Genomic DNA, 23316 nt, shown 5'->3' with positions numbered 1-23316 from the left:
CCACCGCGGCGTTGGCACCCCATGAGAAGGCCCGTCCCGGGGAAACCCGGTCGGGCACGGTTAGCATCGTGGTCTGAGCAACACGTGAAGGGGTAGATCCCATGTTCGAACGGTTCACCGACCGGGCCCGCCGGGTCGTGGTCCTGGCCCAGGAGGAGGCTCGCCTCCTCAACCACAACTACATCGGTACCGAGCACATCCTGCTCGGCCTCATCCACGAGGGCGAAGGGGTCGCGAGCAAGGCGCTCGAGTCCCTGGGGGTCTCCCTGGACGCCGTCCGCGAGCAGGTCCAGGACATCATCGGTCCCGGTCAGCAGGCGCCGTCCGGGCACATCCCCTTCACCCCGCGGGCGAAGAAGGTGCTCGAGCTCTCCCTTCGGGAGGCCCTGCAGCTCGGCCACAACTACATCGGTACCGAGCACATCCTCCTCGGCCTCATCCGCGAGGGTGAGGGCGTGGCCGCGCAGGTCCTCGTCAAGCTCGGCGCCGACCTCGGGCGCGTGCGCCAGACGGTCATCCAGCTGATCTCCGGCTACCAGGGTGGCAAGGAGGGGCAGGCTGCGGGCGTCGGCGCCGGCACCGGCCCCGACGAGGGGCAGCCGGCCGGCTCGCTCGTGCTCGACCAGTTCGGGCGCAACCTCACCCAGGCCGCCCGCGACGGTCAGCTCGACCCGGTCATCGGCCGGTCGCAGGAGATCGAGCGGGTCATGCAGGTGCTCTCGCGCCGCACGAAGAACAACCCGGTCCTCATCGGCGAGCCGGGCGTCGGCAAGTCCGCCGTCGTCGAGGGCCTCGCCCAGGACATCGTCGACGAGAACGTGCCCGAGCCGCTGAAGGACAAGCAGGTCTACACGCTCGACCTCGGCTCGCTCGTCGCCGGCAGCCGCTACCGCGGTGACTTCGAGGAGCGCCTGAAGAAGGTGCTCAAGGAGATCAAGACGCGCGGCGACATCATCCTCTTCATCGACGAGATCCACACCCTCGTCGGCGCGGGAGCGGCCGAGGGCGCCATCGACGCCGCGAGCATCCTCAAGCCGATGCTCGCCCGCGGTGAGCTGCAGACCATCGGTGCGACCACGCTGGAGGAGTACCGCAAGCACATCGAGAAGGACTCCGCGCTGGAGCGTCGCTTCCAGCCGATCCAGGTGGCCGAGCCCTCGCTGGCGCACGCCATCGAGATGCTCAAGGGCCTGCGGGACAAGTACGAGGCGCACCACAAGGTGACCATCACGGACCCGGCGATCGTCGCCGCGGTGACGATGGCCGACCGCTACGTCAACGACCGCTTCCTGCCGGACAAGGCGATCGACCTCATCGACGAGGCGGGCGCGCGTCTGCGCATCCGTCGGATGACGGCTCCGCCGGAGCTGAAGGCCTTCGACGAGAAGATCGCCAAGGTCCGGCTCGAGAAGGAGTCGGCCATCGACGGTCAGGACTTCGAGAAGGCCGCCAGCCTGCGCGACGACGAGAAGAACCTCCTCGCGGAGAAGGCCAAGCGCGAGGAGGAGTGGAAGGCCGGTGACATGGACGTCGTCGCCGAGGTCGACGAGGAGCTGATCGCCGAGGTGCTCGCCGCCTCCACCGGCATCCCCGTCTTCAAGCTCTCCGAGGAGGAGTCGTCGCGACTGCTCAACATGGAGCAGGAGCTGCACAAGCGGGTCGTCGGCAACGACGACGCGATCAAGGCCCTCTCGCAGACCATCCGTCGTACCCGCGCCGGCCTGAAGGACCCGCGTCGTCCCGGCGGCTCGTTCATCTTCGCCGGTCCGACCGGTGTCGGTAAGACCGAGCTGGCCAAGGCGCTCTCGGAGTTCCTCTTCGGCGACGAGGACAGCCTGATCACCCTCGACATGTCCGAGTACTCCGAGAAGCACACGGTCAGCCGGCTCTTCGGCTCCCCGCCCGGATACGTCGGCTACGAGGAGGGCGGACAGCTGACCGAGAAGGTGCGTCGCAAGCCCTTCTCGGTGGTCCTCTTCGACGAGATCGAGAAGGCCCACCCGGAGATCTTCAACTCGCTGCTGCAGGTGCTCGAGGACGGTCGCCTCACCGACTCGCAGGGTCGGATGATCGACTTCAAGAACACGGTCATCATCATGACGACCAACCTCGGCACGCGGGACATCTCCAAGGGCGCGATGGGCTTCGTCGCCAACAAGGACGACCGCACGGACTACGCCCGGATGAAGGGCAAGGTCATCGACGAGCTGAAGAACCACTTCCGTCCGGAGTTCCTCAACCGCGTGGACGACACCATCGTCTTCCCGCAGCTGAGCCAGGACGAGCTGGTGAAGATCGTCGACCTCGAGGTCGCCAAGCTCGACCAGCGGCTCAAGGACAAGGACATGGGCATGGAGCTCACGGCCGCGGCCAAGGAGCTGCTCGCCAAGCGGGGTTACGACCCGGTGCTCGGTGCGCGCCCGCTGAAGCGGACCATCCAGCGCGAGATCGAGGACGTGCTCTCCGAGAAGATCCTCTTCGGCGAGCTCAGCGCCGGTGAGATCGTCGCGGTGGACGTCGAGGGTGAGGGCAAGGCAGCCGTCTTCACCTTCCACGGCGCCCCCAACGTCGGGGCCCTCGAGGTCCCCCTCATCGAGGCGGGCGACGGCGGCTCCAAGGACTGACCGCACGGCACGAAGGGGGACGGACCACCACGGTGGTTCGTCCCCCTTCGTCGTGCCCGCCCGTCCCCATACGAACTACTGCAGGCAGCACCTCGTATGGTCAGCCGCATCTCGAGCTGCGGCTGACCATACGAAGGGCGGCTGACCCGGCGGTGGGGAGCGCGTCAGGCCGGCGGGGCCCAGCGCGGGTCACGGCCGAGGAACGCGAAGAAGCGCTCCTGGACGCTCGCGTCCTCGGGCACCGGCTGCTGCTCGCCGAACTGACCGGAGGCCCGGATCATCTCCGCCTGAGCGGACATCCCCTCCAGTGCCCCGGCGAGGAAGTCCTCGTCGAGGGTGTCGTCCTGCCCCGTCGCCCGCGCGAGGTCCCACGTGTGGAAGATGACGTCGCTGGTGAAGAACTGGTCGAGCATGGCCGGCAGCGCCAGCTCACCGATGTGCTCGTGCGAGAACACCACCTGGTCGCTCGCGGGGTCCTCCAGCAGGCTGAGGACCTGCGCGTCGGTCTCCGCCCACGCGGCCACGGGGTCGTCCTGCGCCGACGGGACCGGGTCGAAGAGCACGGTGCTGCCCGAGGAGACGAGCGCCGGCAGCCACGTGGTGAGGTGCCCGACGACATCGCGGGCCCGCCACTCGCGGACCGGTGACGGCGCATCCCAGTCGTGGGTGCCGTGCACCCGGTCGGTGAACGTGGCCGCGGCCGCGCGGTAGCGCTCGACCACGGACATCTCGCTGAGCGAGGTCATGCGATCACCCCGTGCTCGAGCATCGCATCCAGTGCGGCGTAGCCCTCGTTGACGCCGACCTCCATGCCGGAGGCGAGCATGCCTTCGCGGGCGTCGAAGGAGTCGACGAGCGACTGGGCCCGCATGCGCGTCCACCCCTCCCCGAGCTCCTCGAAGGTCATCGTCTCCAGGGAGACCCCGTCGGGCATCCCCTCCCAGGTGAAGGTCTGCACGATCCGGTCGGGTCGCACCTCGTGGAAGCAACCGTGGAACGCGTACTCCTCGCCGGCGCGGGTGTTGCGGAAGCGCCAGCTGCCTCCGGTGCGGGCATCCCAGTGGTCGATGACGGTGTCCACCGACTCCGGCCCCACCCATCGTGCGTACAGATCAGGGTCGGTGTGGGCGGTGAAGAGCTGGGCGGCCGTGGCCCGGAAGTCGCGGGTGATCCGGATCAGGGGAACCTCGGCATCGGCCTCGATCCTCGCGGTGGTGATGTGGGTGCTCATCGGTCTTCTCCTGTGCTGTGTGCTGCGTCGGTGCCTGACGAAGGGAGGTCCCCGAGCACCTCCTCGAGACGGGCGAGGCGTTCCTCGGCCTGTCGTTGGTGTCGCCCGATCCACGTGGTCAGTCGGGCCAGTGCCTCGCTCTCGAGGTGGACCGGGCGACGTTGTGCCTCTCGGCTGCGGGTGACGAGACCGGCGTCCGCCAGGACCTTGAGGTGCTTGCTCACGGCCTGGAGGCTCACGTCGTAGGGGGCGGCGAGGTCGGAGACCGTGGCGTCCCCGACGGTGAGGCGGGCGATGATGTCCCGTCGGATGGGGTCGGCGAGGGCGGCGAAGACCTTGGACAGGTCGTCCTGTCGCGGGTCCATGCGCTCCCCTTTATCAACCAGATGGTTGATTAAACGTAGCGAGACGACCCCGATCCGTCAACGGTGGCCGGGGAGAGCTCACGACAGGCGGGTGCGCATGGCCTTCATCTGCTCGATCTGCTTGGTCTGCGTCACGGTGATGTCGTCGCCGAGCTCGCCGGTCCGCTCGTCGGCCCCCTGGCGCGACAGGGTCGTGGACATCGTCAGCGCACCTTGGTGGTGCCTGATCATCAGGTCGAGGTAGAGCCGGTCCTGGTCCGCCCCGGTGGCCCGCTCGAGCCTCTCGAGCTGCTGCGTCGTGGCCATGCCGGGCATGGAGCCGTGTGAGGAGTGGCCGTTGCGCATCCCGAAGGTCGGGTTCTCGGCCTGGGGTGGCACGTCCTCCTTCCACGACGTGAGCGTGCGGGCCATGCCACGCATCTCCGGCTTCTGCTCGTCGCTGATCCGTGAGGCGATCGCCGTCACCTTGGGGTCGGTGAGCGTGCCCTTGACGATGTCACCCATGACGACGGCCTGCGCGTGGTGGACGATCATGTCCTGGAGGAAGTCCACGTCCGCGGAGTTGTAGCTCGCGCTGGGGGAGGCCACCGCGGAGGTGCCGCTGAGCGAGGTGTTCGGTTCGCCGGGCCTTCCCGGCTGCAGCACCGGGGCGTCCGGCGAGGTCGCCGTGGACGTCGGCTCCTCCTCGCCTGCGGTGCACGCGCCCAGGCCCAGGGCAAGGCCGGCGAGCGCTGCGGTCACGATGCGGTGGCAGGTCACGTGGCCGACGGTAGCCGCCCCGGGGCGACGAGGGAGCGCCTGCGACCGCCGTGACGGATTCCTGACCAAATCCGGGAATGATCGGGTGTCCCCGCACAGGTGATGTGGAGGACTGTGGTGCAACCCCCCTTCCGGCCACCACCCCCGTGCCGGCAGGACGCCACCATGCGGGAGGAACCATGCGCAGACCCACCCTGGCCGTCGTCGCGGCCACGGCGCTCGTCGTCTCCGGACTCGGGACCGCCACCGCCACCGCGAAGGGCCCCGACGACCGCGTCGGGGTCTCCGGGACGGATCTGCGGACCGACGAGATCGGCCGCAGCAAGAACGTCAGGCACCTCGCGAACCTCGCCCCCTCGGGTGTGCTCGCCGAGGGCCTCGGGACCGACCTCGCCTTCCAGGACGACAAGGCCTTCGTCGGCAACTACGACGGGTTCTCCGTCATCGACGTGCGCAACCCCCGCAAGCCGAGGACGATCGTCCAGGTCAGCTGCCCGGGCAGCCAGAACGACGTCAGCGTCTCCGGCGACCTGCTCTACCTGTCGACGGACTCCTCCCGCAGCGACGACTCCTGCGCGTCCTCCTCCCAGTCGGCCACCCAGAAGGACAGCTGGGAGGGCATCAAGATCTTCGACATCTCGGACGTGCAGAACCCGAAGTACCTCAAGTCGGTCGAGACCGCCTGCGGCTCCCACACCAACACGCTCATCCCGGGCAAGGGCGCCCGGGCCGGCACCGACTACCTCTACGTCTCGAGCTACTCGCCACGCGAGGAGTACCCCGACTGCCAGACGCCGCACGACCTCGTCTCGATCGTCAAGATCGACAAGGAGACGCCGACGGCCTCGAAGGTCATCGCCACGCCCAACCTCTTCCCGGATGGTGGCAACCCCGGGGGTGAGGGTCCGACCCCGATCGCCAGTCGTTCTGCCACGACCGGCTGCCACGACATCACCGCCCTGCCGCACAAGAACCTCGCAGCCGGTGCGTGCATGGGTGACGGCATCATCATGGACATCGAGGACCCGGAGCAGCCGCGGGTCATCGAGCGGGTCCAGGACAACGAGAACTACGCCTTCTGGCACTCCGCCACCTTCAACGCCGACGCGTCGAAGGTCGTCTTCACCGACGAGCTCGGTGGCGGTGGCGCCGCCACGTGCAACGCCGAGATCGGTCCCGAGCGTGGGGCCAACGCGATCTACGACCTCTCCAAGCGAGGTCGCCTGACGCACAGGTCGTACTACAAGATCCCGCGTCACCAGACGTCGACGGAGAACTGCGTCGCCCACAACGGGTCGATCATCCCGGTCGCCGGTCGTGACCTCATGGTCCAGTCCTGGTACCAGGGCGGGGTCAGCGTCTGGGACTTCACCGACTCGGAGAACCCCCGGGAGCTCGGCTACTTCGAGCGCGGGCCGCTCCCCGAGAGCGAGGGGATCGGCGGGACGTGGTCCACGTACTACTACAACGGCCACCTCTACTCCTCGGACATCGCTCGCGGCTTCGACGTGCTGCAGTTCAAGGACAAGGCGACCAAGAAGGCCGACCGGGTGATCATGGACGAGCTCAACGTCCAGTCGCAGCCGAGGTACAGGGTCCGCTGACCTCCCTTCGCCCGTCCCTGCGCCCCCGCCCTCGTGGCGGGGGCGTAGGTTTGTCCGGGTGAGTGTGACCATCCGCCGGGCGCGGACCAAGGACGTCGCGGCCATCCGCGACCTCGTGGCACCGCTGGCCGAGCGCCGGGTGCTCGTGAGCAAGGACACCGTCGCCTACTTCGAGGGGCTGCAGGAGTTCCACGTGGCCGAGGTCGACGGGCAGGTCGTCGGCTGCGGCGCCCTGCACGTGATGTGGGAGGACCTCGCCGAGATCCGCACGCTGGCCGTCGCGGACGCCTTCCTGGGGAAGGGGGTCGGCGGCGCCCTGCTCCGGGCGCTCACCGTCGACGCCGTCGAGCTGGGCGTGCACCGCCTGTTCTGCCTCACCTTCGAGACCGACTTCTTCGCCCGGCACGGTTTCGCGGAGATCGACGGCCAGGCGGTCGACCCCGAGGTCTACGTCGAGCTGCTGCGTTCCTACGACGAGGGAGTCGCGGAGTTCCTCGACCTCGAGCGGGTCAAGCCCAACACCCTCGGCAACGCCCGGATGCTCAAGCAGCTGACCCCTCAGGACGGCAGGGCGTAGCCACCTGCCGGGCCCTGCTCGACGAGGCCGTCCTCGATCAGCCCGGTGAGGCACCGCTCGACCTTCGCGTCGTCCTGCGGCCACGTGGTCGCGAGCGTCTCCCGGGTGACCGGGTCCGCGCTCTCCCGCAGCAGCTGCACGATCCGGCCGCGCACCTGCCGGTCGGTGCCGTGCCAGGCCTGACCGCGACGGGGTGGGCCGGTGTGCTCAGGCCGGCCGGCCAGCTGCCACGCGCACAGGTGGGCGACGGGGCACTCCTCGCACCGGGGTGCCCGTGCCGTGCAGATGAGGGCGCCGAGCTCCATGACCGATGCATTCCACGCATTGGCGTCGTCGGTGTCAGAGGGCATCGCGCGCTGGGCCAACCGCACCTCCGCGACCGTCAGGGACGGCGCCGCGTGCTGGTCACCGGTGATCGCGCGGGCGAGCACCCGGCGGACGTTGGTGTCGACGACCGTCTGCGGGTCGCCGAAGGCGAAGGAGGCGACGGCGGCCGCTGTGTACGCGCCGACCCCCGGGAGGGCGAGCAGGTCCGCGTGGTCACTCGGGACCTCGCCGCCGTGCCGCTCCACCATGACCGCGGCCGACTCGTGCAGGCGCAGGGCACGTCGGGGGTAGCCCAGGCGGTCCCACATGCGCACGGCCTCGCCGGGCGAGTCCGCGGCGAGGTCGGCGGGGGTGGGCCACCGCGCGAGCCAACGCTCCCAGATCGGTTGGACCCGCGAGACCGGCGTCTGCTGGGACATCACCTCGGAGAGGTAGACCCCCCACGGAGTGCAGTCCGGTGCGCGCCAGGGCAGGTCTCGTCCGTGGCGCTCGTACCACCCGATGACGGCCGGCTGCAGCATCGGGCTCGGGGCATCAGGAGCCGGTACGTGACCTGTCACGGACCCTCGATCAGACGTAGCGCTCGAGGATCGAGGACTCGGCCAGGCGCGAGAGTCCCTCGCGGACCATGCGTGCCCGCAGCTCCCCGACCCCCTCGACCGCCATGAGGTCGTCGAGTCCCGCAGCGAGCAGTCGTTGCAGTGAACCGAAGTGGTCGACGAGCCGCTCGACGATCGCGCCCGGCAGGCGCGGCACCTTGGCGAGGATGCGCAGACCGCGCGGGTTGACCAGGGCGTCGAGGGACTCCCCGACGATGGGGAAGCCCAGGGACTTGGCCACGTGCCCGAGGTCGAGCAGCTCGGCCGCGTCGAGCCCGGAGAGGTTGTCGAGGACGTCCGCGTCGGTGTCGACGGCGACGTCGGGCTCGAGGTAGTCGAGGATCACCGCGCGCATGGTCTCGTCGAGGCCGGCGGTGAGCTCCTCCAGCTGGAGGCTGAGCAGCCGGCCGTCGATGCCGAGCTCGAGGACGTACTCGGCGATCTCCGCGTGGATCCGGCGGACCATCTCCAGGCGTTGGAGGACGATCGCGACGTCCCGCACGGTCACGAGGTCCTCGATCTCGAGGGCGGACAACGAGCCGGTGACCTCGGTGAGCCGGGTGGTGTACCGCTCCAGGGTCTGCATCGCCTGATTGGCCTGCGAGAGCAGCTCGGAGGTCGTGCGCAGCACGTGGCGGCGGCCGTCGACGTAGAGCGCGATGATGTGCATCGACTGGCTCACCGACAGCACCGGGAAGGCCGTCTGCAGGGCCACCCGCTCGGCCGTGCGGTGCCGGGTGCCGCTCTCGATCGTCTCGATCGACGGGTCCGGCACGAGCTGCACGGCGGCCTTGTGGATGCGGCTGACGTTGGCGTCGATGATGATCGCCCCGTCCATCTTCGCCAGCTCGCGCAGTCGGGTTGCGGAGAACTCGATGTTCACGTCGAAGCCGCCGGTGCACAGCGAGTCGACGAGCTTGTCGTAGCCCATGACGATCAGCGCGCCGGTGTTGCCGCGCATGATGCGGGCAAGCCCGTCGCGCAGCGGAGTTCCCGGAGCGACCGCGGCAAGGGTCGTCCGGAACAGGTCCTCGTCAGGGTCGGTCACGCTGTGGAGTCTAGATCGTCACACCGGTCGCAGTCGGCCCGACGGTCTGTGGGAGCGGACGTGCTCGATCGCCGACGCGACGTCGACGACCTCGACGACCTCCATCCCCGGGGGCGGGTCGGCGTCGGCCAGCGCCCCCTTCGGGACCAAAGCGGTGCGGAACCCGAGCCGTGCGGCCTCGATCAGCCGTCGGCCGACGCCGACCGCCGGGCGCACCTCGCCGCTGAGACCGACCTCGCCCAGGGCCAGCAGGTCGTGCGTGACCGGCTCGTCGAGCACGGCGCTCGCGATCGAGACCGCGACGGCGAGATCGCTCGAGGGCTCGGTGATCTTCACCCCGCCGACGGTGGAGACGTAGGTGTCGGCACCCACGATCGGCGCGCCCGCGCGCTTGTCCAGCACGGCGATGATCATCGCCACCCGGCCGCTGTCGAGACCGACGCTGGCCCGTCGCGGCGTCGGGATCTGCGACGGGGTGACGAGTGCCTGCACCTCGACGACCAGCGGGCGGCGGCCCTCGAGGGTGACGGTCGCGCACGTGCCGGGCACGGTGATGTGGCGACTGGAGAGGAAGAGGCCGCTCGGGTCGCTCAGGCCGACGATCCCGGTGTCGTGCAGGTCGAAGCAGCCCACCTCGTCGGTGGGGCCGTAGCGGTTCTTCACCGCGCGCACGAGCCGCAGCCGGGAGTGCCGGTCGCCGTCGAACTGGACGACGACGTCGACGAGGTGCTCGAGCACCCGGGGGCCGGCGATGGATCCGTCCTTGGTGACGTGACCCACGAGGAGCATGGCGAAGCCGGCGGCCTTCGCCGCCTGGATCAGCGCCCCGGCGACCTCGCGGACCTGCCCGACATTGCCTGCGGCGCCGTCGATCTCGGCCGAGGCGACGGTCTGGACGGAGTCGATGACGACGAGGTCGGGCTGCACCTGCTCGATCTGCGCGAGCACCGTCGCCAGGTCGGTCTCGGACGCGAGGTAGAGACCGTCGGTGATCGCCCCGATGCGCTCGGCCCGTCCGCGCACCTGTGCGGCCGACTCCTCGCCGCTGATGTAGAGCACCCGACGGCCCTCCCCGACCCGGGCGGCCACGTCGAGCAGCAGGGTGGACTTGCCGATGCCGGGCTCGCCGGCGATGAGCACGACGGACCCGGGGACGAGGCCCCCGCCGAGCACCCGGTCGAACTCGGGGACCCCGGAGCTGCGGTGGCTGGCCTGCGCTCCGTCGACGTCACGGATTGGGACGGCGGGTCGCTCCACCCGGGTGGCCGCGATGGTGCGCGTCGTCGTGCCGCCGATCTCCTCGACGGAGCCCCACGCCTGGCACTCGCCGCAGCGGCCGACCCACTTCACGCTCGTCCAGTCGCACTCGGTGCACCGGTAGGCCGGTCCCTTCTTCGTCACCATGGGTGAGAACCTACGTGCCGCCGGTGACATCCACGGAGGTCACACCCTTCGTCCTCGGGTGACGGCGCTCGGCACACCTGTGTCCCGCAATATCGGAGCACACGCGCGCGTACTGCCGTCAGGCACACGGGCTGCGCGAAGGGGGCGCCGTGCCCCGGCATCACAGGTCGGCGAACATCTTGCCCGGGTTGAGGATCCCCAGGGGGTCGAGCGCCGCCTTGACCGCTCGGTGGATGCCGCGGTTGCCCTCGTCGAGCTCCCGCGCGAGCCACCCGCGCTTGAGGAAGCCGACACCGTGCTCACCGGTGATCGTGCCCCCCAGCTCGAGCCCGAGCGCCATGATCTCGTCGAAGGCCGTGTCCGCCCGGGAGACCTCGTCCGGGTCGGAGGCATCGAAGAAGACCGCGGGGTGGACATTGCCGTCGCCGGCGTGGGCGACGCTCGCGATGGTCAGGCCGGAGGAGGCGCGGATCGCCTCGAGGCGCTCGTAGAAGGTCGGCAGCTGCTCGCGCGGCAGGCAGACGTCGTCGAGCAGCTGTCCACCGCCGTGCGCGTGGGCGTACCGCTCGTAGGACGGCTGCGCCAGGCGCCGGGTGGCGACGAGGGCCTCGGTGTCCGCCGCATCGTCCGAGAAGACGACGTCGATCGCACCCCCGGCGCGGGCGTGCTCGGCGAAGGCCTCGACCTCGGCCAGGGCCGTCTCCGGGTGGCCGCCGCCGTCGGACTGCATGAGCAGCATGACGCCCGCACGGTCGTCGAGGCCGAAGTCGCCGTAGTCGTTGAGCATGTCGAGCGTCGTGCGATCGAGGGACTCGAGCATCGACGGCTGCGCGCCGGAGGCGATGAACGTCGAGACCGCCTGCGCCCCGGCACGCTCGTCGGCAAAGGTCGCCACCGCAGTGAGCGGTGGCGGCAGCCGTGGCACGAGGCGCAGGGTGATCTCGACGATGACGCCGAGGGTCCCCTCCGACCCGACGAAGAGCCCGCGCAGGTCCAGCCCGGCAACCCCCTTCGCCGTCGCCGTGCCGATCGTCGTCAGGGTGCCGTCCGCGAGGACCACCTTGAGCCGGCGCACGTAGTCGCGCGTCACCCCGTACTTCACGCAGCACAGCCCACCGGCGTTCGTCGCGACATTGCCACCGATGGAGGAGATCGCGACCGACCCGGGATCGGGTGGATAGGTGAGATCGTGCTCGAGCAGCGCGTCCTTGAGGTCCTGGTTGATGATCCCCGGCTCGACGGTCACCGTGCGCTCGCCGGGGTCGATGTCGAGGATCCGTGTCATCCCCTCGACGGACAGCAGGAGGCAGCCCGGGACGGCGTTGGCGCCCCCGGACAGGCCGGTCCGGGCGCCCTGGGGGACCACCGGCACACGGTGTCGGGAGGCGAAGCGCAGGGTGGCCCGGACGTCCTCGACCGTCCGGGCGCGCACGAGGGCGAGTGCGCCCTCGCCGGGGCAGAAGAGCGCCTCGTCGCGGGAGTGGTTGCCCACGACGTCCGGGTCGATCACGAGCGCGCCCTCGCTCACCGCGGGAGCCAGCTGCGCGCGGACGAGCTCGAGCGCGTCGCTCATCCGCTCGACTCCTGCGCGGCCAGGGTCGCCGGGTGGACGAGCAGCGGCAGCAGCGACCGGCCGGCGGGCGAAGGGTGGGCCGCGCCCCCCGACGTCCCGGTGGCCGCGGAGACGAGCGCCAGGTGCGCCTCGCACCGCACCGCCAGCTCGTCGTAGCCCTCCTGGCCCATGAGCTCGATGAGCCCGGGGCGCTCGGTGATGTAGACGGGGTCGACGGCGACGTGCGCGTCGGAGCTGCCCGAGCAGTACCAGTCGAGCTCGTGCCCGCCGGGGCCCCAGCCACGACGGTCGTACTCGCCGATGCTCACCTCGAGGTAGCTGCTCTCGTCCGGCAGCTCCACGGTCCGGTAGGTGCGCCGGATCGGCAGCTGCCAGCAGACATCGGGCTTGACGGTGTGCGGCTCGACGTCGGTGAGCACCGCGTGCTGGTGGAGGGCGCAACCGGCGCCGGCGGGGAAGCCCGGGCGGTTGAAGAAGATGCAGGCGCCGTCGACCACCTTCGTCTTGAGGTCGCCGTCCTCCTTCTCCGTCCACGCGGACCGGCGGGTGGTGCCGGGATGCAGCTGCCACTCGTCCTCACCGAGCTCGTCGACGATCGCCTTCACCCGGGTGAGGTCGTCCTTGTCGGTGAAGTGCGCGCCGAGGACGCAGCAGCCGAAGTCGGGTTTGTCCGCATCGATCCCGTGGCACCCGTTGCCGAAGATGCACGTCCACGACGACGTCAGCCACGTGAGGTCGCAGCGGAATCGCTGACCGTCCTCACCCGGGTCGTCGAACTCGACCCAGGTGCGGCTCGTCATCAGGTCGGTCTCGTCAGGGTGCTGCGGGGTGTCGTGCTCCACGGCCGCCACTCTACGTCGCATGGCGGTGCGCCACACCGGCCCGCGGGTCCGTCTACTGTGGGCGCGTGCGCCTTGGGGTCATCGACGTCGGATCGAACACCGTCCACCTACTGGTCGTCGACGCCCACCACGGCGCGGCGCCCATTCCCGCGACCTCCCACAAGATGCTGCTGCGGCTGTCCGAGCACGTCGACGACGACGGCGCGATCGACGAGATCGGCGCGGCGAACCTCTCCCGCTTCGTCCGCGAGTGCCTCGACGTCGCCGAGGAGCAGGGGTGTGAGGAGATCCTCGCCTTCGCCACGAGCGCCATCCGTGAGTCGCCCAACGGGGAGGAGGTCCTCGCCCGGGTGCGGTCCGAGACGGGCGTCGACCTCGAGGTCCTCGACGGCCCGGACGAGGCGCGACTGACCTTCCTCGCCGCCCGCCGCTGGGTGGGCTGGTCCGCGGGCCACCTGCTCGTCGTGGACATCGGTGGCGGCTCCCTGGAGCTGACCCTGGGTGATGACGAGGAGCCGGACGTCGCGAAGTCCCTCCTCCTCGGTGCCGGTCGCGTGACCCGCGAGCTGCTGCCCGGCAACCCGCCGACCGGCGAGGAGATCAAGGCCGCGCGGCTGCGGGTGCGCGCGACGCTCGCCAAGGAGATCCGCCCCTACGCCAAGGCCTCCACCCCGGACAGCGTCGTCGGCACGAGCAAGACGATGCGCTCGCTGGCGCGCATCTCCGGTGCCGCGCCGAGCGCGGACGGGCCCTACGTGCTTCGGCGCCTGCGCCTGGACGATGTCCGCGAGACCATCTCCCGGATCGGCTCGATGAGTGCCAAGGAGCGCACCTCCCTTCCCGGTGTGTCGGCCCCACGCGCCCACCAGATCCTCGCCGGCGGCATCGTCGCCGAGGCCGCGATGGACCTGCTCGGGGTGGACGAGCTGACGATCTGCCCGTGGGCGCTGCGCGAGGGCGTGCTGCTGCGATATCTCGACCTCATGGTCTGACCTGTCCGTCGGCGAGGTCTAGGGTCAGTCCCATGGCTGATCCAGCGCACCGGATCCCGGTGGCCCTTTCCACCGCCTCCGTCTACCCGGAGGGGGCTGCGGCTGCCTTCGAGCGCGCGGCGGACCTCGGCTACGACGGGATCGAGGTCATGGTCTGGACCGACCCGATCTCGCAGAACGCCGGTGCGCTCAGGGCGCTTGCCGATCACCATGGCCTGAGCATCGTCTCCATCCACGCCCCGACGTTGCTGCTGACCCAGCGCGTCATGAGCAACGACCCGTGGGGCAAGGTCGACAAGTCGATCGAGCTGGCCCAGGAGGTCGGTGCGCCGACCGTGGTGCTCCATCCCCCCTTCCGCTGGCAGAAGGAGTACGCACGCGACTTCGCTGACGGGGTGGCCGAGCGGGAACGGGACACCGGGATCATCCTGGCCGTCGAGAACATGTTCCCGTGGGCCGCCCGCGGACGGCAGGTGCAGGCCTACCTGCCCCACTGGGACCCGGTGCCGCAGCCCTACGACCACGTGACGATCGACCTGTCGCACACCGCGACCGCGCGCAGCGACGCCCTGCAGATGGTGCGCGACCTCGACCAGCGCCTCGCCCACATCCACCTCGCCGACGGCATGCTGACGACGCTCAAGGACGATCACCTCGTCCCCGGCCGCGGGACCCAGCCCTGCGTCGAGGTCCTCGAACACGTCGCCGGCAACGGCTTCCGGGGCGCGGTCGTCCTCGAGGTCGCGACCCGCCGGCGGCCCCAGGAGCGCGAGGTCGACCTGCGCGAGTCGCTCGACTTCGCGCGCCGGCACCTCGGCCACCTCGACCACCCCGTCGTGGACGGACCCGCGGCCGACTCGGCGTCCTGATGGGCGCGCGGGGCCGGCGGTCCGGGGGAGGGGACACCCGGGCCGAGATCATCGCGGCCGCCCGTGAGCTCTTCGCGACGAAGGGCTTCGACGGCACCTCGGTGCGCGCGGTCGCCCGTGGGGCCGGCGTCGATCCGGCCCTGGTGCACCACTACTTCGAGGGCAAGCCGGCGCTCTTCGCCGAGGTCATCGGTGTCCCCGCGGGGATCGAGGACGAGATCGCGGCAGCCGTCACCGGTCCCCGCGAGGCCGCCGGCGAGCGCATCGTGCGCACCTTCCTCATGGTCTGGGACAGCCCTGAGGGGCGGGCACGCTTCCAGGCGGTGGTCGGTGCGGTGGCGACCCACGAGGAGGCTGCGCACCTGCTGCGTGACTTCGTGGTCCGCAGCATCTTCGCGCGGATCGTCGGGGTGTCCGGCGAAGGGGAGGGGGCCGGGGATCTCGCGGTCGCCGCGGCCGGCGCCCAGCTTGTCGGCACGGGGATGCTGCGATACGTCGTCCGCGTGCCCGCGATGGTCGAGGCCGAGCCGGAGGAGATCGTCGCCCTCCTGGCGCCCACCGTCCAGCGACTCCTCGTCGGCTGACCGCACGCCGCGCACCACCACCCACCCCCCACCACCCACCCCCCGACCCTGCATCTGCCTAGGCAGGTGCGACGCCTGCGCGCACCCATCCGCATCTGCCTAGGCACGTGCGGGCCTGCGCCCGCCCATCCGCATCTGCCTAGGCAGATGCGGTGGGGGGATTGTGCACGGGGGCGCAGGGGAGGAGAATTCATCACATGATGAATTATGCGATCGAGATCAGCGGACTGCGGGTCGTGCGCGGTGGCCGCCTCGTCATCCCCGACCTGGCCCTGCGGGTGCCGACCGGCCAGATCGTCGGACTGCTCGGCCCGAGCGGCGGCGGGAAGTCGACCGTGATGCGCGCTGTCGTCGGTGTCCAGCGGATCGTCACCGGTGACATCGAGGTCCTCGGGCTCCCTGCCGGCCATGCCGGGTTGCGCTCGCGAGTGGGCTACGTGACCCAGTCACCGAGCGTCTACGGCGACCTCACGGTGAGTGAGAACGTCGGCCACTTCGCCCGGATCCTCGGTGTGGGCGACCCTTCGGCGGCCGCGGCCGCAGCGATCGAGCGCGTCGACCTCGCCTCCCACGCGCGATCCCGCACCGATGCCCTCTCCGGTGGGCAGCGCAGCCGGGCCAGCCTGGCCGCGGCGCTCGTCGGGGACCCGGAGGTCCTCGTCCTCGACGAACCCACCGTCGGCCTCGATCCGGTGCTGCGTCGGGACCTGTGGGCCCTCTTCCGCCGGCTGGCCGATGACGGGGTGACGATCCTCGTCTCCAGCCACGTCATGGACGAGGCGAGTCGCTGCGACCGCTTGGTCCTCCTGCGCGAAGGGGAGGTCCTCGCCGATGACACGCCCGCCCACCTTCTCGAGAACACCGGGGCGGCCGATACCGAGGGCGCCTTCCTCGCCCTCGTCGAGGAGGTGACGGCATGAACCCCCGACTGACGCTCGTCACCGCCGCTCGAGTGCTCCGGCAGGTCACCCGGGACCGCCGGACCCTGGCCCTGCTGCTCCTCATGCCGGTGCTCTTCATGAGCCTGCTCGCGTGGATCTACGTCGAAGGGACGCTCTTCGAGCGCACCGGACCCGTCCTCGTGACGATCTTCCCCTTCGTCATCATGTTCGTCGTCACGAGCGTCGCGACGCTGCGTGAGCGCACGAGCGGCACCCTCGAGCGGCTCCTGACCACGCCCATGGGCAAGGGCGACCTCGTTCTCGGCTACGCCCTGGGCTTCGGGCTGCTCGCCGTGGTGCAAGGGGTCGTCGTGACCGCCGTGTCCGTCTGGCTCCTCGGTCTGGACACCGCGGCGTCGCCGGTATGGCTCGTCGTCGTGGTCGTGGCCAGTGGCGTGCTCGGCACGACGCTGGGGCTCTTCGCCTCGGCTTTCGCCACGACGGAGTTCCAGGCCGTGCAGCTCATGCCGGCGACCGTCCTGCCGCAGTTCCTCCTGTGCGGCCTGCTCGTACCCCGGGAGCAACTGCCCCGTGCCCTCGAGCTGGTCTCGGACGTCCTGCCCCTGTCGTACGTCGTCGACGCCGCGAGCGCCGTCGCCCGCAGCGCCGAGCCGATCGAGGACCTCGGGCTGCCGTTCCTCGTCATCGCCGCCTGGATCGTCCTCGCGCTCACCCTCGGCAGCCTGACCCTGCGCCGCCGCACTGCCTGAGCTGTCCGTCCGGGACCGTAGGCTGCCCGGGTGAGACGCTTCCTCTTCATCGCCAACGCCTCTGCGGGCTCCAGCGATCGTGCCCGCCTGGACGAGGCGCTCGCGATCCTGCGCGCAGAGGGCGACGTGCGAGTGGTCACCACGGACACCCTCGACGAGCTCACCGACGCGGTCGCCGCTCGCGACGGTCGCGAGGTGGTGGTGGCCGGCGGGGACGGCTCGCTCAACGCCTTCGTCACCGCGCTGTGCCGCACCGGCGGGCTCGGGCAGGACCCGCCCACGGTCGGCCTGCTGCCGATGGGGACGGGCAACGACTTCGCCAGGACGCTCGGCCTGCCGACGGACTCGACCGAGGCCGCGCGCGTCATCGTCAGCGGCCGGGCGCAACCCGTCGACGTCCTCATCGACGATGACCAACGGATCGTCACCAATGCCGTCCACATGGGTGTCGGCGAGGAGGCCGGCCGCATCGCCGCACCGTGGAAGGAACGCCTCGGCGCGCTGCACCTCGGCGCCCTCGGCTACGTCATCGGCGGCGTCGCGGCCGGGTTCGGCCAGCGCGGCCGGCACCTCAGGGTCGTCGCCGACGACCGGGTCGTCGTCAGCGGTGACCACCGCGTCCTCCAGGTGGCCGTGACGATCGGCCGGACCGTCGGAGGAGGCACCCCGATCGCTCCCGGCGCGAAGCCCGGCGACGGTCGGGCCGAGGTCGTCGTCTCCCGGGCCATCTCGCCGTCGAGGCGACTGCGGTACGCCTTTCGCGTCAACCGCGGTCGGCACACCGAGCTCGACGACGTCATCTCCCTGCGGGCGCGCACGGTCACCGTCACCGGGATGCACGAGAAGGTCGGGGCGAACGCCGACGGCGAGGCACTGGACCCCGTCCGTGAGCGGAGCTGGCGCGTCGTGCCCGATGCCTACCGGTTGCACTCGAGGAGGGAGACCTCATGACCCGCCCGATCGCGGACCTCGTGCGTGCGCGCACCCTCGACAGCTTGAACTCCCCGCGGTACCGGGACCGGGTCGCCCGCACGGCGGTCGTGGCCGCGGCCCGGAGGCGGTTCGTCGCGGGCGGACAGGTCGACGACGCCGTCGCGGAGGCGCAGCGATTGCGCCGGACCCACCGAATGGCCGCGCTGCACCCGCTCCTGGAGCCGGTGACCGACACCGGGGGGATCGACCGCACGGTCACCGAGGCGGTGACCGCCATCGAGCGGGTCGCGCCCGTCACCGCGGGTGGCGACTACCACCCGGAGATCTATCTGGCTCCCGAGCACCTCGGGCTGGGCGTCGACCCCGCCCGGGCCGCGGCGGCGCTCGCCCGGGTCTGCGCCGTCGGTGACGCGCACCGGGTGGACATCACGCTGCGCTCCGGTGCCGTCGAGGACGTCGACTCCCTCCTCGACCTCGTCGAGCGCACCCGCGAGGATCACCCGCGCCTGACCACCTCGCTCGTCGCGCGCCGTCACCGCAGCGAGGTCGACGCCGCACGGCTCGCGGGGTCCGGTGCGAGGGTGCGGCTGGTGCGGGGAGGGACCGGCTCCTCCGGCACCGACAGCTGGCAGGACCCGCACGAGGCCGATCTCGCCTACGCCCGCTGCCTGGCCATCCTCCTCGGCTCCGGCTCGCACACGGTCGTCGCCACCCACGAGCCGCTCCTGCTCGATCTCGCCGATGGTCTGGCCGACCAGTCGGGACGGGGCCCGGAGGGCCTGGAGTACCAGTTCTTCCTCGGCGCCCAGCCCGACCTGCAGATGCGCACGGCGGACGCCGGCCACCGGGTCCGCGTCCTCGTGCCCTACGGGTCCCGGTGGCTCGACTACCTCGAGGACCTCGCCCGTCGGCCCTCCGGCCTGCGCAGCCTGGCCGCGGTGCTCGCCGGCCAGGGCTGACTACGCTGGCAGCCCACCACGACACGAGGAGCACAGATGACGACGGCGATCTATGGAGTCGGCTCGATGGGCAGCGCGATCCTCGAGGCGCTTGCGGGCGGTGGCGAAGGGGAGGTCCTCGCCGTCGGCGGACGGCCGGAGAGCGCCGCCCGGTTGCGCGAGCGCTATGCCCACCTCGCGGGGGTCGAGGTCGTCGACGCCGCCCCGGCGGCGGCGCGCGCCGAGGTGCACCTCATCACGGTCAAGCCCTACTCGGTGGCGGGCCTGCTCGAGGAGATCGCCCCCTCCCTTCGTCCCGACTCGATCGTCCTGTCGCTCGCCCTCGGGGTCTCCCTCGCGGATCTCGCCTCCGGGCTGCCCGAGGGGACCGCGGTCATCCGCGGCATGCCCAACACCCCGGCCAAGGTCGGTGTGGGCATGACCGTGCTCAGCCCGGCGGCGGAGGTCACCGACGAGCGGCTCGCGCGCGTGCGTGAGCTCCTCGAGCCGACCGGGCGGACCCTCGTGCTGCCGGAGTCCCAGCAGGATGCCGCCACGGCGCTGTCCGGTTCGGCGCCGGCCTACGTCTACCTCGTGGTCGAGGCGCTCGTTGACGCCGGTGTCGCCCGGGGCCTGGCCCGGGCCGACGCGCTGACCCTGGCCACGCAGGCCGTGCGCGGTGCCGGCGCGATGCTGGCCGAGACCGGTGAGGAGCCCACGGTGCTGCGGGCCCAGGTCACCTCCCCGGGAGGGGCCACCGCGGCAGCGCTGGCCCGGTTGGAGGCCCACGGGCTGCGCCATGCCTTCGCCGATGCCGTGACTGCCTGCGCCGATCGCTCCGCCGGACGATGACCGGGCCCTGGTCGGTCCGTCGGCTCGGCGAGGAGGACTGGCAGCTGCACCGGTCCGTGCGGTTGGCCATGCTCCTCGACACCCCGGGTGCCTATGGCAGCAGCTTCGGCCGTGAGGTGGGCTTCACCGAGACGACGTGGCGTGAGCGCACCGGGCAGCCGGTCTTCCTGGCCGAGCGCGAGGACGGGCTGCCGCTGGGCACGGCGACGCTCCTTCGGCCGGAGCCGGGGACCGATGCCGAGATCGTCGCCATGTGGGTGGCCGCTCACGCGCGTGGCACGGGGGTCGCGGATGCGCTGGTCATCGCCTGCCGCGACCGTGCCGTGGCCGAGGGGGCGGGGGTCGTGCGACTGCACGTCATGCTCGACAACCCGCGGGCGGTGGCCTGCTACAGCCGGTTGGGGTTCGTCCTCGACGGGACGTGCGGTGACGTCCCCGGGTGTTCCCGCATGGTCGCGACGACCCACGGGATCGCGCCGGGACGGTGAACAGTGGGTGACCCGGCCTGCCGATTCGGCTCCCGGGATGAGAGAGTGCTGCCATGAATGAGATTACTGTGCGCGCGCTGACCGAGGACGAGTGGGAGACCTACCGCAGCCTTCGGCTGGAAGCGCTGCAGGAGTCTCCGGATGCCTTCGTGGCCGACCACGACGCCGAGGCCGCCCAGCCCGAGGAGTTCTGGCGCAAGCGGATGGCGCGCAGCGCGCGCCTCGTGGCGGAGAGCGACGGGGAGCAGGTCGGGGTCGCGAGTGTCGGCGACGCCACCGAGAGCGATGCCGAGAACGGCGGCCAGCTCTTCGGACTGTGGGTGCGCCCCGACTGGCGCGGGCGGAGTGTCGCCGCCAGCCTGGTGCGCCAGAGCGCCCTCGTCGCCGAGAGCAAGGGCTTCGGCCAGCTCTTCTACTGGGTCGGTTCGGACAACGGCCGTGCCGTCGCCTTCGCCTCGAGCTTCGGCTTCCGACCCACTGACGAGCGTCGCCCGATGCGGGTCGCCAGCGGTGAGTCGACCGAGGACGAGATCGCTCTCGTCCTCGCCCTCGGCGAGGACCGCGCCTGACCCTGCCCCGTCCCACCGGGGACGACCCGACCCCGGGCCGATCCGTCGGTGGAGGTCAGGGTCGCGCAGCCATCCGCTCGATGAGCGCGGTCGGGCCGCTGACGATGATCAGGTCCCCGCTGCGCACCTTGGTCTCCGGGCGGGCATAGGTGAAGTCCTGTCCCGGCGACTTCACCCCGACGACGGTGACGCCGTACTTCTGACGGATGTCCGACTGGGCGAGCGTGAAGCCGACCGCCTCGGACGGCGGGGTCATCTTGACGATGGCGAAGCCGTCGTCGAACTCGATGTAGTCCATGAGCCGACTGCCGATGAGGTGGGCCAGTCGATGGCCCGACTCGATCTCGGGCGAGAGGACGTGGTGGACGCCGATCCGGTTGAGGATGCGCGCGTGTGCCGGCGAGACCGCCTTGGCCCACACCTTGGGCGACTCGTTGTCGATGAGGTTCACGGCGGCGAGCACCGAGGCCTCGATGGAGGAGCCGACGCCGAGCACGCTGGCGGAGAAGGTGTGCGGCTTGAGCTCTTCGATCATGGCCACCGACGTGGCATCTCCCTGGACGATGCGGCCGACCCGGCCGAGGTAGGTCTCGGCGAGCACGGGATCGAGCTCGAGCGCGGTGACCCGGTTGCCGAGTCGGTGCAGCTCCGTGGCCACGGCGCCACCGAAGCGGCCCAGGCCGATGACGAGGACGTCCTCGTTGTGCAGGCGATTGCGTCCCACGTGCATTCCCTTCGATCGTCGAGCCGTCGTGAGGACACGACCCTAGCCGGGGTAGCGTCTGCGGCATGAGCACACAGGCGTGCGCCATCTGGGGCGACGACTTCACGAAGTACGACTTCGGAGCCGGCCACCCCATGGCCCCGATCCGTCTGGACCTCACGGCGCGACTGTGCCAGGGCCTGGGTGTCTTCGACCAGGTCGAGGTCATCGACGTGGCCGCCGCCGAGGACGACGTCCTGACGAGCGTGCACGACCCGGACTACGTCGAGGCCGTCCGGGCCATCTCCGCAGACCCGGGGACCGCCGACGGGCAGTGGGGGATCGGTACCGACGACGTGCCCGCCTTCGCGGGGATCCACGAGTCGAGCGCGCGCATCGTCGCCGGGTCCGTCGAGATCGCTCGCCGCGTGTGGGCCGGCGAGGCCGATCACGGGGTGAACTTCACCGGTGGCATGCACCACGCCATGCGCGACCGGGCGGCCGGCTTCTGCATCTACAACGACATCGGCGCCGCGATCCAGTGGCTCCTCGACCACGGCGCGGAGCGCGTGGCCTATGTCGACGTCGACGTCCACCACGGCGACGGGGTCCAGGCACTCTTCTACGACGACCCCCGCGTGCTCACCGTCTCCGTGCACGAGTCGGGGCGAACCCTCTTCCCGGGCACCGGCTGGCCGGCAGAGACCGGCGGCCCGGGGGCCGAGGGCACCGCGGTCAACGTCGCGCTGCCTCCGGGAGTCGTCGATGGTCCGTGGCTGCGGGCGATCACCTCCGTCGCGGCCCCTGTGGTGCGGGCCTTCGAGCCGCAGGTCCTGCTCACCCAGCACGGGTGCGACACCCATCGTGAGGATCCCTTGGCGCACATGGCGATCTCGCTCGACGCGCAGCGCCAGGCGGCCGTGAACCTGCACCGCCTCGCCCACGAGGTCGCGGACGGCCGCTGGCTCGCGTTCGGCGGTGGGGGGTACGACGTCACGAGCGCGGTCCCACGGGCCTGGACGCACCTCACGGCCATCGCAGCCCACCACCCGGTGCCCGCCGCCACGGAGACCCCGCAGGAGTGGCGCGACCACGTCGAGCTCGTCGGGGGGCAGCCGGGGCCGGTCACGATGGGTGACCTGCCCGCCGAGGACCTGCCGATCTGGGTGCAGCCCTGGGCGATGGGGTACAACCCGCACCACGGCGTGGACCGAGCCATCATGGCGACCCGGGAGGCGGTTTTCCCGCTCCACAACCTCGACGTCTGGTTCGACTGATCCCGACAGGTCGCCCGCGTACGGCGTGTCGAGTGGACTTTGCGTGGATTGACCCCGCGACCGTCTTCCCAGCCGTCACATCAGCCTCTATGGTGGACACCTGTAGGGCTCGTTGACGTCCGTCGGTACCGGCCGGCGGAGCGAACCTGCAGATATCGAGGTGCACATGTCCAACGACCGTCTGGGTGAGGTGCATTTCCTCACCGTGGCTGAGGTCGCGTCGATCATGCGTGTCTCGAAGATGACCGTGTACCGGATGGTCCACAACGGCGATCTTCCGGCCGTCCGCGTCGGTCGCAGTTTCCGCGTCCCCGAGGACGCCGTGCACACCTACCTCGACACCTCCTACGTGGAGACCGCCTGAGTGCCCGGCCGCGCGCAGCAGACCACGGGTCTCCCGCTGGGGAGTCCCGTGGTCATCGCGGTGCGCAGCACGGGATAGACTCACACGCCTGACGCTCTCGGTGGTGTCTGCTCCGCAGGAGTGCATCGCACGAGCCGCCGCCG

The 23316-nt window shown here is 70.9% G+C and carries 25 protein-coding genes; 15 read left to right on the top strand and 10 right to left on the bottom strand.

Annotation, left to right across the window (positions count from 1 at the left end; translation table 11 throughout):
* Positions 1–101: 101 nt before the first annotated feature.
* The gene (locus ACR9E9_RS16015) at positions 102–2624 is read left to right on the top strand and encodes an ATP-dependent Clp protease ATP-binding subunit (RefSeq protein ID WP_435200230.1); all 2523 of its coding nucleotides are present in this window, start codon (positions 102–104) and stop codon (positions 2622–2624) included.
* A 164-nt stretch (positions 2625–2788) separates the two neighbouring features.
* On the opposite strand, the gene ACR9E9_RS16010 is transcribed toward ACR9E9_RS16015, so the two are convergent.
* The 4 genes from ACR9E9_RS16010 to ACR9E9_RS15995 all read right to left on the bottom strand — a co-directional run bounded on the left by ACR9E9_RS16010 (position 2789) and on the right by ACR9E9_RS15995 (position 4979).
* Positions 2789–3370 carry a TIGR03086 family metal-binding protein gene (locus ACR9E9_RS16010; protein ID WP_435200228.1) on the bottom strand — a complete coding sequence of 194 codons (582 nt, stop codon included), beginning with the start codon at positions 3368–3370 and terminating at the stop codon, positions 2789–2791.
* Positions 3367–3855, bottom strand: a complete 489-nt coding sequence (locus tag ACR9E9_RS16005) for an SRPBCC family protein (RefSeq protein WP_435200226.1) — start codon at positions 3853–3855, stop codon at positions 3367–3369. Before ACR9E9_RS16005 ends, ACR9E9_RS16010 begins: the two co-directional genes overlap by 4 nt.
* A complete protein-coding gene (locus ACR9E9_RS16000) occupies positions 3852–4220 on the bottom strand; it encodes an ArsR/SmtB family transcription factor (protein ID WP_435200224.1) in 369 nt (122 codons plus the stop codon). The genes ACR9E9_RS16005 and ACR9E9_RS16000 overlap by 4 nt, the downstream gene beginning before the upstream one ends.
* Before the next feature lie 78 nt (positions 4221–4298).
* Positions 4299–4979, bottom strand: coding sequence for a DUF305 domain-containing protein (locus ACR9E9_RS15995; RefSeq protein WP_435200222.1), 681 nt, complete (start codon positions 4977–4979; stop codon positions 4299–4301).
* Between the two features lie 179 nt (positions 4980–5158).
* Between ACR9E9_RS15995 and ACR9E9_RS15990 the strand changes: the two genes are divergently transcribed.
* Positions 5159–6583 (top strand): LVIVD repeat-containing protein, encoded by a 1425-nt coding sequence (locus ACR9E9_RS15990; RefSeq protein WP_435200220.1) that lies wholly within the window; start codon positions 5159–5161, stop codon positions 6581–6583.
* Positions 6584–6641: 58 nt separating this feature from the next.
* Positions 6642–7160, top strand: a complete 519-nt coding sequence (locus ACR9E9_RS15985) for an amino-acid N-acetyltransferase (protein ID WP_435200218.1) — start codon at positions 6642–6644, stop codon at positions 7158–7160.
* Here the strand turns inward: ACR9E9_RS15985 and ACR9E9_RS15980 are convergent.
* From ACR9E9_RS15980 to ACR9E9_RS15960, 5 genes are all read right to left on the bottom strand, one after another.
* Positions 7142–8008: an A/G-specific adenine glycosylase gene (locus ACR9E9_RS15980; RefSeq protein WP_435203689.1), complete on the bottom strand. Its 867-nt coding sequence runs from the start codon at positions 8006–8008 to the stop codon at positions 7142–7144. The two genes, ACR9E9_RS15985 and ACR9E9_RS15980, sit on opposite strands and share 19 nt — an antisense overlap.
* Positions 8009–8057: 49 nt before the next feature.
* Positions 8058–9134: a DNA integrity scanning diadenylate cyclase DisA gene (gene disA, locus ACR9E9_RS15975; protein ID WP_435200216.1), complete on the bottom strand. Its 1077-nt coding sequence runs from the start codon at positions 9132–9134 to the stop codon at positions 8058–8060.
* A gap of 18 nt (positions 9135–9152) precedes the next feature.
* The gene (radA, locus tag ACR9E9_RS15970) at positions 9153–10538 is read right to left on the bottom strand and encodes a DNA repair protein RadA (protein WP_435200214.1); all 1386 of its coding nucleotides are present in this window, start codon (positions 10536–10538) and stop codon (positions 9153–9155) included.
* Between the two features lie 160 nt (positions 10539–10698).
* A complete protein-coding gene (locus tag ACR9E9_RS15965; RefSeq protein WP_435200212.1) occupies positions 10699–12111 on the bottom strand; it encodes an FAD-binding oxidoreductase in 1413 nt (470 codons plus the stop codon).
* The gene (locus ACR9E9_RS15960) at positions 12108–12911 is read right to left on the bottom strand and encodes a hypothetical protein (RefSeq protein ID WP_435203687.1); all 804 of its coding nucleotides are present in this window, start codon (positions 12909–12911) and stop codon (positions 12108–12110) included. The genes ACR9E9_RS15965 and ACR9E9_RS15960 overlap by 4 nt, the downstream gene beginning before the upstream one ends.
* Positions 12912–13018: 107 nt before the next feature.
* Between ACR9E9_RS15960 and ACR9E9_RS15955 the strand changes: the two genes are divergently transcribed.
* The 10 genes from ACR9E9_RS15955 (at position 13019) to ACR9E9_RS15910 (ending at position 20829) form a co-directional block, all read left to right on the top strand.
* Positions 13019–13945, top strand: a complete 927-nt coding sequence (locus ACR9E9_RS15955) for a Ppx/GppA phosphatase family protein (protein WP_435200210.1) — start codon at positions 13019–13021, stop codon at positions 13943–13945.
* Between the two features lie 32 nt (positions 13946–13977).
* A complete protein-coding gene (locus ACR9E9_RS15950; RefSeq protein ID WP_435200208.1) occupies positions 13978–14814 on the top strand; it encodes a sugar phosphate isomerase/epimerase family protein in 837 nt (278 codons plus the stop codon).
* Positions 14814–15398: a TetR family transcriptional regulator gene (locus ACR9E9_RS15945; protein ID WP_435200206.1), complete on the top strand. Its 585-nt coding sequence runs from the start codon at positions 14814–14816 to the stop codon at positions 15396–15398. Before ACR9E9_RS15950 ends, ACR9E9_RS15945 begins: the two co-directional genes overlap by 1 nt.
* Positions 15399–15595: 197 nt before the next feature.
* Positions 15596–16318: an ABC transporter ATP-binding protein gene (locus ACR9E9_RS15940; protein WP_435200204.1), complete on the top strand. Its 723-nt coding sequence runs from the start codon at positions 15596–15598 to the stop codon at positions 16316–16318.
* Entirely contained in the window at positions 16315–17049 is a 735-nt protein-coding gene (locus tag ACR9E9_RS15935) for an ABC transporter permease (RefSeq protein WP_435200202.1), read from the top strand. Before ACR9E9_RS15940 ends, ACR9E9_RS15935 begins: the two co-directional genes overlap by 4 nt.
* Before the next feature lie 30 nt (positions 17050–17079).
* Positions 17080–18000: a diacylglycerol/lipid kinase family protein gene (locus ACR9E9_RS15930; RefSeq protein WP_435200200.1), complete on the top strand. Its 921-nt coding sequence runs from the start codon at positions 17080–17082 to the stop codon at positions 17998–18000.
* On the top strand, positions 17997–18941 hold the full coding sequence (locus ACR9E9_RS15925) for a hypothetical protein (protein ID WP_435200198.1): 945 nt from the start codon (positions 17997–17999) through the stop codon (positions 18939–18941). The genes ACR9E9_RS15930 and ACR9E9_RS15925 overlap by 4 nt, the downstream gene beginning before the upstream one ends.
* A gap of 36 nt (positions 18942–18977) precedes the next feature.
* Positions 18978–19772, top strand: a complete 795-nt coding sequence (proC, locus tag ACR9E9_RS15920; RefSeq protein ID WP_435200196.1) for a pyrroline-5-carboxylate reductase — start codon at positions 18978–18980, stop codon at positions 19770–19772.
* A complete protein-coding gene (locus tag ACR9E9_RS15915; RefSeq protein ID WP_435200194.1) occupies positions 19769–20260 on the top strand; it encodes a GNAT family N-acetyltransferase in 492 nt (163 codons plus the stop codon). The genes proC and ACR9E9_RS15915 overlap by 4 nt, the downstream gene beginning before the upstream one ends.
* 53 nt (positions 20261–20313) lie before the next feature.
* On the top strand, positions 20314–20829 hold the full coding sequence (locus ACR9E9_RS15910) for a GNAT family N-acetyltransferase (RefSeq protein ID WP_435200192.1): 516 nt from the start codon (positions 20314–20316) through the stop codon (positions 20827–20829).
* Between the two features lie 55 nt (positions 20830–20884).
* On the opposite strand, the gene ACR9E9_RS15905 is transcribed toward ACR9E9_RS15910, so the two are convergent.
* Complete coding sequence (locus ACR9E9_RS15905) at positions 20885–21553, bottom strand: potassium channel family protein (protein ID WP_435200190.1); 669 nt, start codon at positions 21551–21553, stop codon at positions 20885–20887.
* A gap of 65 nt (positions 21554–21618) precedes the next feature.
* Here ACR9E9_RS15905 and ACR9E9_RS15900 point away from each other — a divergent pair, with 65 nt between their 5' ends.
* Both ACR9E9_RS15900 and ACR9E9_RS15895 read left to right on the top strand, forming a co-directional pair.
* Entirely contained in the window at positions 21619–22809 is a 1191-nt protein-coding gene (locus tag ACR9E9_RS15900; RefSeq protein ID WP_435200188.1) for an acetoin utilization protein AcuC, read from the top strand.
* A gap of 166 nt (positions 22810–22975) precedes the next feature.
* On the top strand, positions 22976–23173 hold the full coding sequence (locus ACR9E9_RS15895) for a helix-turn-helix domain-containing protein (protein WP_435200186.1): 198 nt from the start codon (positions 22976–22978) through the stop codon (positions 23171–23173).
* The last annotated feature ends 143 nt before the right edge of the window (positions 23174–23316 follow it).

It is taken from the genome of Janibacter sp. GS2 (assembly GCF_051200835.1).
Lineage (GTDB): Bacteria > Actinomycetota > Actinomycetes > Actinomycetales > Dermatophilaceae > Janibacter.
The sequence above is the reverse complement of the archived record's forward strand: the minus strand, read 5'-3'. Positions and strand labels throughout refer to the sequence as shown.

Coding starts and splice junctions, on each gene's coding strand:
- ACR9E9_RS16015 (WP_435200230.1), top strand. CDS start 102: ATGTTCGAACGGTTCACCGACCGGGCCCGCCGGGTCGTGGTCCTGGCC.
- ACR9E9_RS16010 (WP_435200228.1), bottom strand. CDS start 3,370: ATGACCTCGCTCAGCGAGATGTCCGTGGTCGAGCGCTACCGCGCGGCC.
- ACR9E9_RS16005 (WP_435200226.1), bottom strand. CDS start 3,855: ATGAGCACCCACATCACCACCGCGAGGATCGAGGCCGATGCCGAGGTT.
- ACR9E9_RS16000 (WP_435200224.1), bottom strand. CDS start 4,220: ATGGACCCGCGACAGGACGACCTGTCCAAGGTCTTCGCCGCCCTCGCC.
- ACR9E9_RS15990 (WP_435200220.1), top strand. CDS start 5,159: ATGCGCAGACCCACCCTGGCCGTCGTCGCGGCCACGGCGCTCGTCGTC.
- ACR9E9_RS15980 (WP_435203689.1), bottom strand. CDS start 8,008: ATGCTGCAGCCGGCCGTCATCGGGTGGTACGAGCGCCACGGACGAGAC.
- radA (WP_435200214.1), bottom strand. CDS start 10,538: ATGGTGACGAAGAAGGGACCGGCCTACCGGTGCACCGAGTGCGACTGG.
- ACR9E9_RS15965 (WP_435200212.1), bottom strand. CDS start 12,111: ATGAGCGACGCGCTCGAGCTCGTCCGCGCGCAGCTGGCTCCCGCGGTG.
- ACR9E9_RS15960 (WP_435203687.1), bottom strand. CDS start 12,911: ATGACGAGCCGCACCTGGGTCGAGTTCGACGACCCGGGTGAGGACGGT.
- ACR9E9_RS15950 (WP_435200208.1), top strand. CDS start 13,978: ATGGCTGATCCAGCGCACCGGATCCCGGTGGCCCTTTCCACCGCCTCC.
- ACR9E9_RS15945 (WP_435200206.1), top strand. CDS start 14,814: ATGGGCGCGCGGGGCCGGCGGTCCGGGGGAGGGGACACCCGGGCCGAG.
- ACR9E9_RS15940 (WP_435200204.1), top strand. CDS start 15,596: ATGATGAATTATGCGATCGAGATCAGCGGACTGCGGGTCGTGCGCGGT.
- ACR9E9_RS15935 (WP_435200202.1), top strand. CDS start 16,315: ATGAACCCCCGACTGACGCTCGTCACCGCCGCTCGAGTGCTCCGGCAG.
- ACR9E9_RS15925 (WP_435200198.1), top strand. CDS start 17,997: ATGACCCGCCCGATCGCGGACCTCGTGCGTGCGCGCACCCTCGACAGC.
- proC (WP_435200196.1), top strand. CDS start 18,978: ATGACGACGGCGATCTATGGAGTCGGCTCGATGGGCAGCGCGATCCTC.
- ACR9E9_RS15915 (WP_435200194.1), top strand. CDS start 19,769: ATGACCGGGCCCTGGTCGGTCCGTCGGCTCGGCGAGGAGGACTGGCAG.
- ACR9E9_RS15910 (WP_435200192.1), top strand. CDS start 20,314: ATGAATGAGATTACTGTGCGCGCGCTGACCGAGGACGAGTGGGAGACC.
- ACR9E9_RS15900 (WP_435200188.1), top strand. CDS start 21,619: ATGAGCACACAGGCGTGCGCCATCTGGGGCGACGACTTCACGAAGTAC.
- ACR9E9_RS15895 (WP_435200186.1), top strand. CDS start 22,976: ATGTCCAACGACCGTCTGGGTGAGGTGCATTTCCTCACCGTGGCTGAG.